13 protein-coding genes and 1 tRNA gene are annotated in these 17,436 nt (G+C 67.2%); 13 read left to right on the top strand and 1 reads right to left on the bottom strand.

The window, feature by feature from the left end; all coding sequences use genetic code 11:
* The first annotated feature begins 23 nt into the window (after positions 1-23).
* The 3 genes from yidC (at position 24) to AC1DPF_RS09980 (ending at position 3,169) form a co-directional block, all read left to right on the top strand.
* On the top strand, positions 24-1,757 hold the full coding sequence (gene yidC, locus AC1DPF_RS09990; RefSeq protein ID WP_477961039.1) for a membrane protein insertase YidC: 1,734 nt from the start codon (positions 24-26) through the stop codon (positions 1,755-1,757).
* Complete coding sequence (gene yihA / locus AC1DPF_RS09985; protein WP_477869526.1) at positions 1,754-2,428, top strand: ribosome biogenesis GTP-binding protein YihA/YsxC; 675 nt, start codon at positions 1,754-1,756, stop codon at positions 2,426-2,428. Before yidC ends, yihA begins: the two co-directional genes overlap by 4 nt.
* 66 nt (positions 2,429-2,494) lie before the next feature.
* Positions 2,495-3,169, top strand: a complete 675-nt coding sequence (locus AC1DPF_RS09980; RefSeq protein WP_477961037.1) for a glutathione S-transferase family protein — start codon at positions 2,495-2,497, stop codon at positions 3,167-3,169.
* Positions 3,170-3,175: 6 nt separating this feature from the next.
* On the opposite strand, the gene AC1DPF_RS09975 is transcribed toward AC1DPF_RS09980, so the two are convergent.
* Positions 3,176-3,625 carry a cupin domain-containing protein gene (locus AC1DPF_RS09975; protein WP_477961035.1) on the bottom strand — a complete coding sequence of 150 codons (450 nt, stop codon included), beginning with the start codon at positions 3,623-3,625 and terminating at the stop codon, positions 3,176-3,178.
* A 51-nt stretch (positions 3,626-3,676) separates the two neighbouring features.
* On the opposite strand from AC1DPF_RS09975, the gene dapE reads away from it, so the two are divergent.
* The 10 genes from dapE (at position 3,677) to AC1DPF_RS09925 (ending at position 17,432) form a co-directional block, all read left to right on the top strand.
* Positions 3,677-4,810 carry a succinyl-diaminopimelate desuccinylase gene (dapE, locus tag AC1DPF_RS09970; RefSeq protein ID WP_477961033.1) on the top strand — a complete coding sequence of 378 codons (1,134 nt, stop codon included), beginning with the start codon at positions 3,677-3,679 and terminating at the stop codon, positions 4,808-4,810.
* Positions 4,811-4,852: 42 nt separating this feature from the next.
* Positions 4,853-4,937 (top strand) — tRNA-Leu (locus AC1DPF_RS09965).
* Between the two features lie 198 nt (positions 4,938-5,135).
* Positions 5,136-7,289 (top strand): hypothetical protein, encoded by a 2,154-nt coding sequence (locus tag AC1DPF_RS09960; RefSeq protein ID WP_477961031.1) that lies wholly within the window; start codon positions 5,136-5,138, stop codon positions 7,287-7,289.
* Positions 7,286-8,026 (top strand): hypothetical protein, encoded by a 741-nt coding sequence (locus AC1DPF_RS09955; protein WP_477961029.1) that lies wholly within the window; start codon positions 7,286-7,288, stop codon positions 8,024-8,026. Before AC1DPF_RS09960 ends, AC1DPF_RS09955 begins: the two co-directional genes overlap by 4 nt.
* A 20-nt stretch (positions 8,027-8,046) precedes the next feature.
* A complete protein-coding gene (locus AC1DPF_RS09950) occupies positions 8,047-9,096 on the top strand; it encodes a GSCFA domain-containing protein (RefSeq protein WP_477961027.1) in 1,050 nt (349 codons plus the stop codon).
* A gap of 57 nt (positions 9,097-9,153) precedes the next feature.
* Positions 9,154-10,332 carry a sulfotransferase family protein gene (locus tag AC1DPF_RS09945; protein WP_477961025.1) on the top strand — a complete coding sequence of 393 codons (1,179 nt, stop codon included), beginning with the start codon at positions 9,154-9,156 and terminating at the stop codon, positions 10,330-10,332.
* On the top strand, positions 10,329-14,234 hold the full coding sequence (locus tag AC1DPF_RS09940) for a glycosyltransferase (RefSeq protein WP_477961023.1): 3,906 nt from the start codon (positions 10,329-10,331) through the stop codon (positions 14,232-14,234). Before AC1DPF_RS09945 ends, AC1DPF_RS09940 begins: the two co-directional genes overlap by 4 nt.
* Positions 14,235-14,275: 41 nt before the next feature.
* Positions 14,276-15,259 carry a M23 family metallopeptidase gene (locus AC1DPF_RS09935; RefSeq protein WP_477961021.1) on the top strand — a complete coding sequence of 328 codons (984 nt, stop codon included), beginning with the start codon at positions 14,276-14,278 and terminating at the stop codon, positions 15,257-15,259.
* An 88-nt stretch (positions 15,260-15,347) separates the two neighbouring features.
* Positions 15,348-16,580, top strand: a complete 1,233-nt coding sequence (locus tag AC1DPF_RS09930) for a glycosyltransferase (protein WP_477961019.1) — start codon at positions 15,348-15,350, stop codon at positions 16,578-16,580.
* Between the two features lie 84 nt (positions 16,581-16,664).
* Positions 16,665-17,432 (top strand): cephalosporin hydroxylase family protein, encoded by a 768-nt coding sequence (locus tag AC1DPF_RS09925; protein WP_477869548.1) that lies wholly within the window; start codon positions 16,665-16,667, stop codon positions 17,430-17,432.
* Positions 17,433-17,436: the final 4 nt, after the last annotated feature.

Raw genomic sequence — 17,436 nt, 5'->3', positions numbered from 1 at the left:
CGACAGTTTTCCGGGAGTTTTTGGTGGATAACCAGCGCAACATGATCCTCGCGATCGTTCTGTCGGCGATCGTCCTGTTCGGATGGACCGCGCTCAGCGACCGGTATTTCCCGGTAGCCAAGCCGCCGGTCACCAAGATCGAAGGCGGCAAGGAGCAGGTGCTGCCCCAGCCCGGCGCCGGCCCCGTCGCGGAAACGGCGGGCGCGATTCGCGCGCGCGCGGTCGTGTTGCGCGATACGCCGCGTATCGCGATCGATACGCCGAAGATCGCCGGTTCGATCAACCTCAAGGGCGCGCGGATCGATGATCTGGTACTCAAGGCCTATCGCGAGACGGTGGCGAAGAATGCACCGCCGATCCGGCTGCTGTCTCCCAATGGCGCGCCGAGCTCCTATTATGCCGGTTTTGGCTGGACCGGTGACGGTGTCGACGCACCCGGCCCGAACACCCTATGGACCGCCACCGGCCAGAAACTCACGCCCTCGACGCCCGTAACCCTGAGCTGGACGAACAGCCGCGGGCAGCGCTTCGAAACGGTGTTCGCGGTCGATGCGAACTACATGTTCACGGTCACGCAGAGGCTGATCAACAGCGGCGCCAGCGCCGTCGCCGCCCGGCCTTACGGGCTGGTCTCCCGCGAGGGGATTTCCCGCGATCCGTGGAGCTGGACCAATCGCGTCGGTGCGATCTCCAAGGCCAACGACCGCGCGGTAGACTTCGTCAAGGCGCAGGATCTCGACACCGCAGGAACCGCCGGCTCGCGCTTCGCCAGCACGGGCGGCTGGCTAGGCTTCAGCGACAAATATTGGCTGACGGCGATGGTGCCCGATCAGCGTTCGCCGGTGGAAGCCGGTTTCCTGTCGCCGTCGCCGCATGTCTATCAGGCGGTCCTGACCGGTCGCCCGGTCATCATCGCACCCGGCAAGGCGGCCTCGGTCAGCCAGCATTTCTTCGCCGGCGCGAAGGAAGTGAAGCTGCTCGACAATTATGAAGCGACGCTGGGCATCGAACAGTTCGGCCGCGCGATCGACTGGGGCTGGTTCCGGGTGATCGAGAAGCCGATCTTCTGGGTGCTCGATCAGGTGTTCAAGCTGGTCGGCAATTTCGGCGTGGCGATCATCATCCTGACCTTCCTGGTGCGCGGCCTGATGTTCCCGATCGCGCAGAAGCAGTTCCGCTCGATGGCCGGCATGCGCCGCGTACAGCCGAAGATGAAGGAGCTGCAGGAGCGCTACAAGGACGACAAGCCGCGGCTCCAGCAGGAGATGCTGAAGCTTTACCAGGAGGAGAAGGTCAACCCGCTCGCGGGCTGCCTGCCGATCCTGGTCCAGATCCCGGTCTTCTACGCGCTCTACAAGGTGCTGATGGTGACGATCGAAATGCGCCACCAGCCCTTCATCCTGTGGATCCGCGATCTGTCCGCGCCCGATCCGCTCCACATCCTGAACCTGTTTGGCCTGCTCGACTTCACCCCGCCGGCCTTTCTCGGCATCGGCGTGCTGGCGCTGCTGCTCGGGGTTTCGATGTGGCTTCAGTTCCGGCTCAACCCACAGCCGATGGAGGCGGCACAGCAGCAGGTGATGTCGCTGATGCCGTGGATCATGATGTTCGTCATGGCGCCGTTCGCCGCCGGGCTGCTGGTCTACTGGATCACCTCGAACTTCCTGACGATCGCGCAGCAGGCATGGCTCTACAGCAAGCATCCGATGATGGAGACGCCAGCCTCTGCGGCCGTCGTGACCGTGAAGAAAAAATGAGCGACGACGGACCCCCTGAGGTTCCGATCGAGGATCTGATCGAGCCCGCGCGCAAGCTGTTCGCGGGACCGGTCAGCTTCCTGAAGTCCGCACCCGACCTGAAGTTCCTGCCCGACGCCGACGCGCCCGAGGTGGCCTTCGCCGGCCGCTCGAACGTCGGCAAATCGTCGCTGCTCAACCGGCTGACCAACCGCAACAGCCTCGCCCGGACCTCGAACACGCCGGGCCGGACGCAGGAGCTCAACTTCTTCGATGTCGGCGCACCCGAGGAGGGCGCCGTGCCGGTGATGCGGCTGGTGGACATGCCCGGCTATGGCTTCGCCAAGGCGCCCAAGGACATGGTCCGCAAGTGGCGATTCCTGGTCAACGACTATCTCCGCGGCCGCGTCGTGCTGAAGCGCGCCCTGGTGCTGATCGACAGCCGCCACGGCATCAAGGACGTCGACCGCGAGGTCATGACGATGCTCGACAAGGCCGCCGTCACTTATCATGTCGTCCTGACCAAGGCGGACAAGATCAAGGCCAGCGAGCTGGCGGCAGTGACCGCGGAGACCGAGGCCGAGGCCCGCAAGCATGTCGCCGCGCATCCGCGCCTGCTGGTGACGTCGAGCGAGAAGGATTTCGGCATCGCCGAGCTTCGCGCCGCGATCCTGGAGGCGATCTCTTCCTGAGCCCAATGGGTGGGAAAGCCGCCAATCCTGAGCTAAGGGGCGTCGCATCCACCATGGAGGCTCGCCATGACGCTTAAGCTCTATATCGGCAACAAGGTCTATTCGAGCTGGTCGCTGCGCGGCTGGCTGGCGGTGAAGCAGGCGGGCCTGCCGTTCGAGGAGGAGGTCGTCGCGCTCTATGACGGCGACTGGGACGTTCGCCGCCAGGCCCCCGAGTTCGCCGCTTCCAACGGCAAGGTGCCGGTGCTGTGGGACGGCGACGCCGCCGTCTGGGAGAGCCTGGCGATCATCGACTATCTGGCCGACAAAGTCGGGCGCGACCGCTTCTGGCCGGCGGGCGAGAAGGCGCGCGCGCTCGCGCGCTCGATGGCGGCCGAGATGCACGCCGGCTATACCGCCCTGCGGTCCCAGCACACGATGAACATGCGACATGTCTATCCGCCGGAACCGCTCACGCCCGAGGTGGCCGCCGATGTCCAGCGCATCACCTCGCTGTGGGACCAGGCGAAGGAACAGTTCGGCCAGGGCGGCGATTATCTGTTCGGCGCGTTCGGCGCGGTCGACATCATGTTTGCCCCGGTGGTCACCCGCTTCCGCACCTATTCGATCCCGCTACCGGCGCGGGCGTCGGACTATTGCGCGGCGGTCTGGGACCATCCGTTCATGGTCGAGTGGAGCGCAGGCGCCGCAGGCGAGCATTGGGTGATCGACAAGTTCGAACGCGCGGCGGAGAAGGCGTAGCTGGCATCAAAATTCCGAGCCGTCCTTGCGCACCTGGCGGCCCTTGGTGGCGTCGAGGTGCATGTCGATGTCGGGATAATGGCAGTCGGTCGCTGAGGGACGGCCGACCGCGATGAACACGCAATCGGCGTCGCTCTCGTTGATCAGGTGATGGCCGTTGGGGTCTCCCTTGGGATAGGCGATGCAATCGCCCGGGCCGATCGGCGTCCGGCCCTTGTCGTCGACCAGCACAGCCTGGCCCGACAACATCACCACAAACTCGTCCTCCCCCTCGTGCCAGTGGCGCTGGCCAGACCACGCACCCGGCTTCAGCGTGACGTGGCTGACGCCGAAATCGATCAGCCCCGCCGCGGGGGCAAGGCGGCGAGACCAGCGATCCTGAACGACGCCGGCGTAGATCGGCGGGTAGCCGGTGGCGTTGGTCTGGGGGATCGCGTCGAGATCGATCTTCGGCATCGGGGTCTCACGGCTCTTTGCATAACGGACGCGCGACGCTAGGCGGGCGACATGGTGAACGCAATCGACCCCGTCGCGCTGACCAAGCGCCTGATCGCCTGCCCGAGCGTGACGCCCGCCGATGCTGGCGCGATGGCGGTGATCGCCGAGGCACTGGAGGCGATCGGCTTCACCGTCCATCGCTTCGCCGCCGGCGAGGCTCCCGACGGCCCGGTCGAGAATCTGTTCGCGACGCGCGGGCAGGGCGCGCCGCACTTCGCCTTTGCGGGGCATAGCGATGTGGTGCCGCCGGGCGACGGCTGGCACGGCAATCCCTTCGTGCCGGAGCTTCGCGGCGATCTGCTCTACGGCCGTGGCGCGGTCGACATGAAGGGCGCGATCGGCGCCTTCATCGCCGCCGCGGCGCGTCTCGACGAGCAGCCGGGCACGCTCAGCCTGATCATCACCGGTGACGAGGAAGGCCCCGCCACCCACGGCACCGTGGCGCTGATCGACTGGATGAACCAGCGCGGCGTCCGCCCGGATCTCTGCCTCGTCGGCGAACCGACATCGACGCATCGGCTGGGCGACATGGTCAAGATCGGCCGGCGCGGATCGGTCAATATCTGGATAGAGAATGGCGGCGCGCAGGGCCATGTCGCCTATCCGCATCTTGCCGACAATCCGATCCCGGCGCTGGTGAAGGCGCTCGATGCCCTGGCCGGCCTGCATCTCGACGACGGCAACGCCTGGTTTCAGCCGTCCAACCTCGAGATTACGACCGTCGATGTCGGCAACGGCGCGACCAACGTGATTCCGGCGGTGGCGAAGGCGCGGGTCAACATCCGCTTCAACGACGAGCATACGGGCGCACAGCTGGTCGAACTGGTGCGCTCGACGGTCGCGGCGAACGCCCCCGCCGCGACGATCCGCGCGGTGATCTCCGGCGAGAGCTTCATCACCCCGCCGGGCGATTTCTCGGCGCTGATCTCGAACGCCATCGCCGGGGTGACCGGCCTCACCCCGGAGCTGTCGACCACCGGCGGCACCTCCGACGCGCGCTTCCTGTCGCGGCTCTGCCCGGTGGTCGAGTTCGGCCTGTGCAACGCGACGATGCACAAGCTGGACGAGGCCGTGGCCATCGCCGATCTCCACGCGCTGACCGATATCTACGAAGCGATCATTCGCTCGGCGCTGGCGCGCTGAGCGGTTGCACGCCGCGACCGAGGCGTTATAGCTCAGCGCCGTGCGGGCGTGGTGAAACTGGTAGACGCGCCGGACTCAAAATCCGGTTCCGCAAGGAGTGTCGGTTCGATTCCGACCGCCCGCACCATCCGCATGGGCAAAACTTTGTGCCCTTCTGCGCTTTCGCGCTTGCTTTGTCGGGGCGAAGGGCTAAACCAAGAAGGTCATTAGTCAGAATCCTCCAGAGAATAACCCGGCCTAACAGCCGGGTTATTCGATTCTGGAGAACTGGCGGATTTCCGCGCCCCGCTCGATTCGTCCGATACCCGCTGCTAAGGCATTGGCGATGGCTTCATTTGTCTTCTGGCGGGAACCGGCTGCTTCCGGCCTCACGGCTGGTGATCTTCATTCACTGCTGCTGCGCGAGGTCCATGTCGCCCCCGAATCGACCGTCGGAGGCGAGGTCGAAACGGCTTTGGGCCGCTGGCATTTCGCCACCTTCGCGACTCGCACGCACTTCTACTCGGCCGCCCAGCAGCTATGGCAGCAGCCCGGTGAGGGTGTGTGTGTCATCCATGGCTTGATCTGGCGTATCGTTTCGGGACGGCCGATGCTGCTCGATGCCGCGGCGGTGGCACAGTTGCTCGATCATCCCGGCGCGCCATGGCCTGACGACATCGCCGGGGAATATGCCGTAGCGCGGCTGCATCCCGACGGAACGCTCACCGCCTTCTCCGATCAGGCGGGACTTCATCAGCTGTTCCATGGACCCGCCGAAACGCCGGTGCTGGCCAATCGCGCCGGGCTGGTAGCGGCAGTGCTCGGCGACCGAATGGCGGATCCGTCAGGCCTGACCTGGCTCGCCGCGATCGGTTATCGCGTCGGCACCGCCACCGCCTATCGCGCGGTGACGCAGCTCGCGCAGGAGCAGCTGTTGAGCTTCGGGCCGGACGGCATGGCCAGCCATCCGTCAGCATCTCCGATCGTCCGCTTCGAGGAGGGGCGCGGCTGGTCACCGGCGCTCGATGCCATGCTCGGCGAGGGGATCGCCCAGGCCCAGGCGGCGATCCAGCTCGGCATCGCCGCGGACGGGCCGATCGACCTGCCGATTACCGGCGGCAAGGACAGCCGGGTGATCCTCGCCTTGTGCCTGGCGAGCGGTCTCAAAGATAGGCTGCGGCTGTTCACCCGAGGCTATGCAGGGCATCCCGACGTGATTGCCGGCGCGGGCATCGCCGCGGCGCTGGGCCTTCCCCATCGGCGCGAGCCGCCGCATGGCAGCGATGAACCGGCGCACTGGACGGACGAGCGCTTCTTCCACAAGCTGATGGCGCAGAGCTGGCAAACCGACGGCATGATTGGCGGCTGGGACCTGATCCTCGGCGAGCGGATCGCCACCGAGACGCTGATCACCGGTCATATGGGCGAAGTGCTCAAGGCCTATTCGAAGAAGCCGCTGCCGGCAGAAGGGCTCGATCCGATCGCGATGGTGCGGCTGCAGGCGCCGTTCGATCCGATGGGCATATTACGGGCCGAGGCGCGCGAGGCGCTTGCGGTGCAGCTTGCCGGACAGATGGAACAGTCACGGCGCAACGGCGCGTCCGAGGCGGATCTTCCCGACCTCTTCTACTACCGCAATCGCATACCCAATTGGCTCGGGGCGATCCGGGCGATCAAATCGTTCGAGCGCCAGCCGGTGGTGCCGCTCGGCGCGCCGGCGCTGCTGCGGCTCGCCTTCCGGCTGACGCCAGAGGAGCGCAAGATCGAGCTCCTCCATTATCGGATCATCGAGCGTTGCGCCCCGGAATTGCTGGCGCTGCCCTTTGCGTTGCAGCGCTGGGATGCGCGGCTGGGCCCGGACGCGCCGCAGACCGATCCTGTCCTGCCGGGCGCGGGGGCGCCGCCGGTGTTCGGCAACTGGCAATTCTCGATCAACCACAATCCCGCAATCCGTGCCGCACTGGTCGCGACGATCGAGGCGCAAGGCGATCTGGCGCTATGGCAATCGGTCGATCGCGACGCCGTGCTCGATCGGCTGCGCAATCGGCGGCTGGACTATTTCGACGGGATCAGCATGCTGGGCCTGGTGGTGGCGATGTTCCAGGAGAGCGGGATGGTACAACCGGCGAAGGTCGGCGGTCCGGCCCTCGCGCCTCGAATGTCGGCCTTCCCGCGGCCGGCGGTGGATGGCTGCCTCGATGACGTCCGCGCCGACGGCGACACGGTGATCTTCGAAGGCTGGGCGCATGCCCGCGCCTTTCCCGCAGCGCAGCTCGCCATCGAGGCGCGGCTGGGGCGGGAGGCGCTCGGCGTGGCGGTCGCCGATCGCGATCGGCCTGATCTGGTGCCGCACGGCTTTGGTGACGGACGGCATGGCTTCTCGTTGGCGGTGCCGCGCGAGCGGCTGCGTGCCGCCGCGGCCGGTGCGTCGTCGGTAGAGATCGCGATCTTGCCGTTCGATAGCGACCATGTCCTCGGCGGGGCCACCGTCGTGCCATGAGCCGGGCCATCCTCGTCATAGGCCAGAGCCATGTCGCGGCGATAAGAGCGGCGGCGAAGATACGGCGCGAGGCCGATCCCGAGCGGCTGCGGACCCGCGTGATCCACACGATCGAACCGCAATATGCGCCCGAACTGGTCGGCGACGGCGACGAGGCCAGGTTCGCTCCCGCGCTGGCGGAGGCAATCGGCGATCAGATCACGCGGCACGACCCGCTGGTCGCATCGGCCAGCGGCGGCAATGTCCACAACGGCTTCGCGCTCATTCGCCACCCCCGACCTTATGACTTCCTGCTGTCCGGCGAGGACGGGCCGCCGCTCGATCCCGAAGCCGAGCCTCTTTCGGAGGCGCTGGTCCGCGCTGCCCTGGAGAACGGACTGGCGCGCGATCGAGCCCGGCTGCGTGCGATAAGGCGGGTGGCCGGCGCTGCCATCCAGCTCGAGTCCCCACCGCCATTGGCCGACAGCGCCGCTATCGCCGCACAGGCCGATGCCTATTTCAAGGATCGCGGCATCGCGGCGCTGGGCGTCGCTTCGCCGGGATTGCGCTACAAGATATGGCGGCTCCATTCGCGCATCATCGCCGGCTATTGCGCCGAACTGGGGCTGGGCTTCCTGCCCGTTCCGCGCGAGACGCAGGATGACAACGGCTTCCTGCTGCCGCATCTTGCCGGTGATGCGACCCATGGCAATGCCGCCTATGGCGAAGCGGTGATCCGCGGATTGGAGGCGATGTGACGTCCCATCCCTATCGCGACATGCCCGCCACGGCGTTCTGGCGCCGCTCGGTGGCTGGCAAAGGCCCGGCGATCGATCCGGTCGCGGGCGCTTTCCTCACCCTCGCCCGCGAGGACAAGGTCGCGACCGCGGGAAGCTGCTTTGCGCAGAACATCGCCCGCCACCTGAAGAACAGCGGCTTCGATTTCCTGGTCACAGAGAGCGCGCACCCGATCGTGCCGCCGCATGTCGCGGAGCGCCACGGCTATGGCCTGTACAGCGCGCGCTACGGCAACATTTACACTGCCCGGCAGCTGCTCCAGCTGTTCGACCGGGCCTATGGCGCCTTCACCCCGGCCGAGGATATCTGGCCCGCGCCCGACGGCAGTGGGGTGGTCGACCCGTTTCGCCCGACCATCGAGCCGGGCGGCTTCGCGAGCGAGGCCGAACTGCGCGCCGATCGTACCCATCACCTGTCCCGCGTCCGGGAGATGTTCGAGACGCTCGACGTCTTCGTCTTCACCCTGGGGCTGACCGAAGGATGGGTGTCGACAGTCGACGGAGCGGTGTTTCCGCTTTGTCCCGGCGTGTCGGGCGGGGTGTTCGACGCCGGCCGCCACCGCTTCCACAATTTCCGGACGGGCGAGGTCGTGAGCGATCTCGCCGCCTTCATCGCGCGGCTTCGCGGCGTCAATCCGGGTGCGCGCATCATCCTCACCGTCTCGCCGGTGCCGCTGGCGGCGACGGCGAGCGGCAACCATGTGCTCGCCGCGACCACCTATTCGAAGTCGGTGCTCCGGGCCGCGGCGCAGGAGATCGCCGAGGACCATCCCGGCGTCTTCTACTTCCCCTCCTATGAGATCATCACCGGCGCTCCCGCGGGTGCGCGCTACTTCGCCGAGGACCTGCGCAACGTGACCGAGGAAGGGGTGGCGCACGTCATGTCGGTGTTCCTGCGCCACGCCGCCGGCATAGAGGCGCCGGCACCGGCGACTTTAAAGGCGGAAGCGCCCGATGCGACCGTGGCCGCCGCGCGGCGATGGGTCGAGGTCATGTGCGACGAAGCCATGCTGGACGCGCCCGACGAATAGTCTTCCCCGGTCCGGCCATAGCCGCTAACCGTCGCCGCGACGGCAACGGAGACGAGATTGGGGCGGCCCGACAACAGCCAAGCGCGCACCGCGATCCTGGTGCTCGGCATGCATCGCAGCGGTACTTCGGCGCTCGCGCGGCTGATCGGCCATCTCGGCGCGGCGCTGCCTGCCGATGCGATCGACGCGCACGCCGACAATGCGCGCGGCTATTGGGAGTCGGAGGCCATCGTGAAGGCCGACGACCAGCTTTTGCGGGTCGCCCGTTCCAGCTGGTTCGATCCGCGTCCGCTCGATCTCTCCAGGCTCGATGCTTCGGCGCTACGCTCGCGCAAGGACCGGATCTGGGAGGCCGTGACGGCCGCGTTCGGCGACGCGCGGCTGATGGCGATCAAGGATCCGCGCCAGTGCCGGTTCGTGCCGACCATCGTCGAGACCTTGGCCGAGCATGGCATCGCCGCGCGCGCGGTGCTGATGCTGCGCAACCCGGCTGCGGTCGCCCGGTCGATCGCCAGCCGCGACGGCACCAGCTCGGCCTTCGCGCATCTCCTGTGGCTGCGGCACATGATGGAGGCCGAGCGCGCCAGCCGCAGCCTCATGCGCACGGTGATAGACTTCGACGCGATGCTCGGCGACTGGCGTGATGCCGCTCGCCGGCTGCTGCCGCTGACCGGCGGTGAGATGCCGGAGGGCGAAACGGCGGAGGCGATCGACAATTTCCTCGATCCGGCGCTGCGCCACCATGGCGATGCAGCGTCGAACCTGGAGCAGCCCCTTGGCGCTATCGTCGAGGCGGTGCGGCATGGGCTGGAGGCCATGCTCGACCGCGACGACGAGACGGCTCGCGCAGCGCTCGACGCCGCCTATGCGCGGCTCGATGCGGTTCCGTGGCTTGCCGACGACATCATACATGACGAGTTGCGCCACCGCCGAACGGGTGCCGCGGAGATCCCCGCCACGCCCGCCGAGCCGCATAACGTCACGCCCCCACCGCAGTCGATGCCCGCGCCGACCCCGCCGCATGCCGAGGCGGTGGCGATGATCCGCGACAGCGGGCTGTTCGACGAGGCCTGGTATCTCGCCAGCTATCCCGACGCGGCGAGCAGCGGGCTCGACCCGATCGAGCATTATCTGACGATAGGCGCGGCCAGGGGCGATAATCCGCACCCGCTGTTCGACACTGGCTTCTACGCGCGGCAGATGGCGCGGCGGCTCGCGGCGGGAGGCGGGCGATGAAGGCCGCGCTGGTCCTGCACCTCTTCTATCCGGAGGTGGCGGTCGAGCTGATCGATCGGGTCGCGGCGCTGGGCGCAGCGGTCGATATCTTCGTCACCCATAGCGTCGTCCTCGACGAGAGCGTGCTGGCCGCACTCGACCGGCTGCCGCGCAAGGCGGAGCTGGTCGCAGTCGGCAACCGCGGGTGGGACATCGGCCCGCTGTTCGAGCTGCTGCCGATGCTGGCCGAGCGCGGCTATGACCTGATCGGCAAGCTGCACACGAAGAAGGGCGGATCGGGCTATGCGCCCGAGTGGCGCCAGCTTGCCTATGACGGCATGATCGCGTCGCCGGCGCTGGTCGACGACGTCGTTGCCGCATTCGCCGCGCATCCCGATCTCTCGCTGCTCGGACCGAAGCCGCTCTACAAGTCGGTGGCGAGCCACCTGTTCCGCAATGCCGAGCTGCTGTCGGATCTGGCGCCGCGCCTCGTGGCGCCGGCCTATCCGCCTGCCGACTGGGGCTTCTTCGCCGGCACCTTCTTCTGGGCGCGCCGCACGCTGCTGGAGAAAGTCGCTGCGCTGGCCGATTTCGGCGAGGCCGGGACGATCAGCCAGCAGCGCGACGGCGCGCTCGGCCACGCGGTGGAACGGCTGTTCGGCCTCGCTCCACTTGGGCTGGGTGGCAAGATCGGGCTGGTCGAGGATGGCTGCATCGAACTCGTCCAGGCGCCGGGCACACCGTCGCACGAGCCGGTGATCCAGACCCTCGTCGATGCGGCGGGGCTGGGCGTCGGGCCGCCCGATGCCGATCTGTCGGCGCTGATCGCGACCCACAATCCGCTGATCGACTATATCCGCCGTGGCCGCGAGGCCGACGCGCTCGATCCCAACCTCTATTTCTCGAGCAGCTGGTACAACAGCATCCACGCCGACGTGCATGCGGCGGGCATGCATCCGCTCCGCCATTATATCCATCATGGCGCGGCCGAGGGCCGCTCGACCGGGCCGCTGTTCGACGGTGTCTTCTACCGCAAGAGCTATGACGATGTTGCAGGCGATCCGCTGCAGCATTTCCTGGAGATCGGCGCGGCCGAGGGCAGGCTGGCGATCCCGGTCAGCCGGCCGCGCTACGAGACGTCCGACGAGCGGCCGCGGCGCTTCTACCGGCATTTCGACATCGCCCGAGAAGAAGCCTTCCTGCGCGAGATGACCGGCCTGCCCGAAACGGTACGGCGCGACGCCGACGAGACGCTGATCAGCGTCGTCATGCCCGCCTATAACCGGGCCGACCGCATTGCCGCCGCCATTCGCTCGGTGCTCGCGCAGAGCCATCGGCATTTAGAACTGCTGGTGGTCGACGATGGCTCGACCGACGGTACTGCCGAGATCGCCGCCGCCTTCGCCAGCGATCCGCGCGTGCGCGTCATCAAGGGCGCCCATGGCGGCGTCAGCGCCGCTCGCAACCTTGGTCTTGAGGCCGCGGCCGGCGAGATCGTCGCTTATCTCGACAGCGACAACAGCTGGAAGAGCTGGTTCCTCGACGTAATGGCGCTGTTCATGACGTCGCAGCGCCTGGACGTCGCCTATTCGGGGATCGCGCTGCGCGACGAGCTCAACCAGCTGACCGGCTATCGCGGCGACGACTTCGACTGGGAAGCCTGCCTCGCCGAGAATTATGTCGACCTCAACGCCTTCTGCCATCGCAGGGCACTGGTCGACCAGCTCGGCCTGTTCGATCGCAATCTGCGGCGGATGGTCGATTGGGACCTGATCCTGCGCTACGGCAAGGGCCGGCCGGTCGGCTATGCGCCGTTCGTCGGCAGCGAATATCACGACGCCAAGAGCGACCGGGGCCGGATCACGGTGAGCGAGCCTGCTGCCTTCCAGGCACTGGTCCGCGTCAAGAACAAGCTGGGGCTGCCGACCGGGCGCGACGCGCACGCACTGGCGGCGCAGCTGAAGCTCAACGTCGCGATCAAGATCGCCGCGCCCGAGGACGAGAAGGCGGCGTGGGGCGATTATCATTTCGCGGAGAGCCTGGCGGCGGCGATCGAGCGGCTCGGTCACCGCGCGCGGATCGACTTCCGCGGCGGCTGGCATGGTCATCCCATCGCCAGCGAGGATCTGGTGATCGTGCTGCGCGGGTTGATCGGCTATGAGCCGCGCGCCGGCCAGATGGCCTTCCTGTGGAACATCAGCCATCCCGACCAGGTCGGCTTCGACGAATATGACCGCTACAGCCGGGTCTATGCCGCGTCGGAATCCCACGCGGCGCTGCTCGCGCATGTCGTCCGGCCGCCGGTCGCGGCGATGCTGCAGGCGACCGATCCCGAGCGCTTCCACCCCCGCGATGCCCCGCCCGCGCCGGATGTGGTGTTCGTCGGCAATTCGCGCGGAGTCGAGCGCGACATCGTCCGCTGGGCGATCGAGGCCGGCAGGCCGCCCGTCATCTATGGCGATGGCTGGGAAGGGCGCGTGCCGCCCGGACTGGTGCGGGCGAAGAATATCGACAATCGCGATCTCGGCGCACTCTACGCATCGGCGGGCGTGGTGCTGAACGACCATTGGCCATCGATGCGCGCCTTCGGGCTGCTTTCGAACCGGCTGTTCGATGCCGTCGGCAGCGGGGGCAGGGTGGTTTCCGATCCGGTGCCGTCGATGGCATCCGTGTTCGGTGATGCGGTGGCGCAGGTCTCCGGCCCGGCCGAGCTGGCGGCGGCGGTCGACGAGATGCTCGCACGGCCGCACGATCCGAAGGCGGCGCAGCTTGCGGCCGCCTATGTCCATGAAGAGCATGGCTTCGATGCGCGCGCCCGCAGCTTCGTCGGCGACGCCTTCGCGATCCTCGGCCTGCCGTCGCCATTCCCGCCGCCCGCGCCCGACTTCGACGATCGGCTGCGGGTCCATGTCGTCGCCCGGCACAGCACGATCGGACCGCAGAGCTCGGCCTATATCCGCCTGGTCGCGCCGCTGACCGACGAGAGCGTCGCGCAGCGCGTGCGCCTGACCCTGGGCGCGCCCGAAGATCCGGTTCCGGACTGCGACGTCTGCATCGTCCAGCGCACCGCATTGCCGTCGGTCGCCGCGGTCGACGCCGTGGTGCGGCGGCTGGGCGAACTCGGCGCGGCGCTGGTGGCCGATGTGGACGACGCCTTCACCCTTATCGATGCGGACCATCCCGAGCACGGCCTGTATCGCCCACTCAATGCGGCCCTCGATCGCGTGATCGCGGCGTCGGCGGAAACATGGTTCTCGACGCTCGAGCTCGCCCAGGCCTATGCCCGGCTGACGCCGCGCAGCGCGATCGTCGCCAATGCGCTCGATCCCCGGCTGTGGCGCGACTGGCGGGCTCAGCGGCCCGCCCCCTTCTCGGGCGACAAGGTCCGCATGGTCTATATGGGCACGCACACCCATGGCGCGGATTTCGCCATGATCCGCCCGGCGCTCGACGCGCTGCATGCCGAGCGCGGCGATGCCTTCGACCTGACCGTCATCGGCATCGATCCCGATCTGGCGTCGGCGCCCTGGCTGCACCGGCTGGTGCCATCGGCGGAGGATGTCAGCTATCCCCGCTTCGTGCGCTGGCTGCGGGCGCAGGGACCGTTCGACCTGGGTCTGGCTCCGCTCGCCGACAATGCGTTCAATCGCTGCAAGTCGGACATTAAGGCTCTGGACTATGCCGCGCTCGCCATCCTCCCGCTGCTCAGCGATGGCCCCGCCTATCGTGCCGATCCGCTGCTCGGCCGGCATGCGCTGTTCGTCGATGCGGCGGGCTGGCTCGATGCGCTGCGCGCGGTGCTGGACGATCGCGGGGAAGCCGCGCGCCGTGCGCTCGCTGCGCAGGCCTATGTCTGGGACAAGCGCAGTGTCGCCGCCACCGCTTCTGCGCTGGTCGATCGGCTCGAGGCGCTGCGGCGATAGCCGGGCGCATCGACGCGAATGCCGGCGGGCAGGCCGGTGACATGAGGCTCGGCCTGCTGCCTCTTGGTGCGCTGCCTTTCCTGCTCGCAGCCGATGGCGATCTCCCGCAGCTGGCCCTGCCGATCGCCTGCAGGATCGGCCAGAACTGCGCGATCCAGCATTATGTCGATATCGACCCGACGCCCGGCATAGGCGACTATCATTGCGGCGCCCGCACCTATGACAAGCATGACGGCACCGATTTTCGGATCAGGAGCATGGCCGATGCCCGCCGCGGCGTCGCCGTGCTGGCGGCCGCGGACGGTACGGTGCTCAGCCTGCGGGACGGCATGCCCGACATATCGGTGAAGATCGCCGGCCCGGCCTCGGTCGCCGGCCGGGAGTGCGGCAACGGCGTGGTGATCGACAACGGATCGGGCGTGCAGACCCAATATTGCCACATGCTGCGCGGCAGCCTGGCGGTGAAGCCGGGGCAGGCGGTGAAGGCCGGCACGCCGCTGGGCAAGGTCGGCATGTCCGGCGACGCCGAGTTCCCGCATCTTCATTTCATCGTCCGCCAGGCGGGGAAGGCGATCGATCCCTTCGCTTATGGAGCGAAGCCCGGCGCGTGCGGCGGCGGACGCAACCTGTGGGCGCCGTCTGCCGGACTGGCCGACGCGTATTGGGCGGGGGAAGTGCTCAATTCAGGCTTTGCGACCGGACCCGTGGCGATGGCTGCGGTCGAGGAGAATGGCGCCGACCAGCTGCCGCGCCCGAGCCGGGATGCGCCCGCGCTCGTCGCCTTCGTCCGCGCGATCGGCCTGCAAGGCGGCGACGTCCAGATTCTCAGCCTCGCCGCGCCCGACGGCACCATATTGTCGGAGAATCGCGCCCAGCCGCTTGATCGCAACAAGGCGCAGTGGCTGATCTTCGCTGGCAAGAAGCGGCCGGCAGCGGGCTGGCCGGCCGGGCGCTATGCCGCGCATTATGTGGTGACGCGGGGTGGAAAGACGGTAATCGAGCAGCGGTTCGCGGTGGTGCTCTAACGCAAGCCCGGCCTAGTCAATCGCCCCGTCCGCCGCTAACGCAGGGTCATCGATGGCGCTTCGGACTTGGTGGAGGAACGGGCTGTCCATGGCGAGCCGCAACATCCTGATCATCCACCAGAACTTCCCCGGCCAGTTCGTCCATATCACGAAAGCCCTCCTCGAGCGCGGCGACAGGGTGGTCGCGATCGGTGGGCCGACGGCGAAGCCGATGGACGGGGTGCCGCTTGCGCGCTGGCAGGCCGGGCGTGGATCGACTCCGGATATATTCTATCAGGCCGTGCGCGCGGAGGCGGATATGATTCGTGGCACCGCCGCAGTGCGTGCTGCCGCCGAGCTGAAGCAGCGGGGCTTCGTTCCCGATCTCGTGATTGCGCACCCGCAATGGGGAGAGACACTGCATCTGCGCAGCGTCTTCCCCGATGCGCCGCAGATCCTGCTGGGCGAGCTCTATTATCAGGCGAAGGGGCTCGACACCGATTTCGATCCGGAATTCGACGCGCTGAACTTCGGTGAAAACCTGCGCATCCACGCCAAGAATGCGACCCAGGCGCTGGCCTTCTCGACCGGCAGCCGGATCGTTTGCCCCACGCCTTTTCAGGCCAACAGCTTTCCGCCCGTCTTCCAGCCGATGATCGACATCATCCACGAAGGCATCGACACCCGACGCGCGCGCCGCCGTCCCGACGCGGTGCTGGATCTCCCGAACGGACGCCGCCTTGACGCATCCACGCCGGTCATTACCTTCATCAATCGCCGCTTCGAGCGGTTGCGCGGTTTCCATGTCTTCATGCGCGCGCTGCCGGAATTCCTCGCCGCCTGTCCCGACGCGCATGTCGTGCTGATCGGCGATGAAAAGGGGGTTTCCTACGGCCAGGTGCTGCCCGATGGCCAGGAATGGAAGGATCGGATGCTCGCGGAGGTCGGCGACAGGCTCGATCCTGACCGGGTTCATTTCCTTGGTTATGTCGAGCACAGCCGGATGATCGACGCGCTGTCGATCTCCTGGGCCCATGTCTATTATACCTATCCGTTCATCATGTCCTGGTCGCTGCTAGAGGCGATGGCGTGCGAGTGCCTGATTCTAGGTTCCGATGTCGCGCCGGTGCGGGATGCGGTGACGAACGGCGTCGATGGCGTGCTCAACGACTTCTTCGATATCGGCGCACTGACCGCGGCGATGGTGCGCGCCGTGCGCGAGCCGGCGGCATTTCTCGCCATGCGCAGGGCCGCGCGGGAGACCGCGGTCTCCCGCTTCGACAGCCGCGGCGTCGGGCTGCCCGCGTGGATGGCGGTGATAGACCAGGTCGCATCCGGTTGACCGCCACTGATGCGCTTACTGCTTCATCAAAGCGGCAAGTGTGGATAATGGGGTGGCCATGACGACATTTGGAAGGACCGAGTTTTGATCACGACCATCGACGAGGAGCAGGGCATCGTCATCGTGCGCGATGGCGATAGCGAGGTTCGCCACAGTCTTGCGACCGCCGAGGGCTTCGACGCGGCGTCGCGCGCCTGGGTGCGGGCGACTTGGGATTCCAAATATGTCTACAGCTTCGCCTGGATGGGCCGTCCGATCATCCAGCTGCCCGAAGACATGATCCGCCTGCAGGAGGTGATCTGGGCGCTCAAGCCCGATGTGCTGATCGAGACGGGGGTTGCCCATGGCGGCTCGCTGATATTCTATGCGTCACTGTTCGAGGCGATGGGCAAGGGGCGCGTCGTCGGCATCGACATCGAGATCCGCCCGCATAATCGCGACGCGATCGAGGCCCATCCGATGAAGAAACGCATCGAACTGCTCGAAGGATCGTCGACCGCGCCCGAGATCGTTGCGCAGGCTGCGGCGCTGGTGAAGCCCGGCGAAACGGTGCTGGTGGTGCTCGATTCGAACCACAGCAAGGGCCATGTGCTCGACGAGTTGCGCGCCTATGCCCCCTTGGTCGGAATCGGCAGCTATATCGTCGCGACCGACGGCATCATGGAACAGGTCGCCGGCGGACCGCGTACCGAGGCGGACTGGACCTGGAACAACCCGAAACAGGCGGCGCACGCCTTCGTCGCCGAAGACCCGCGCTTCGTGATCGAGGAGCCAGCCTTCCCGTTCAACGAGGGCGCCGTCGCCAAGCGCGTGACCTATTGGCCCGATGCCTTCGTCAAGCGCATCGCCTGACGAG

The organism is Rhizorhabdus sp. P4_G6 (genome assembly GCF_056401045.1).
This window is presented reverse-complemented; position numbering and strand designations above follow the sequence as displayed.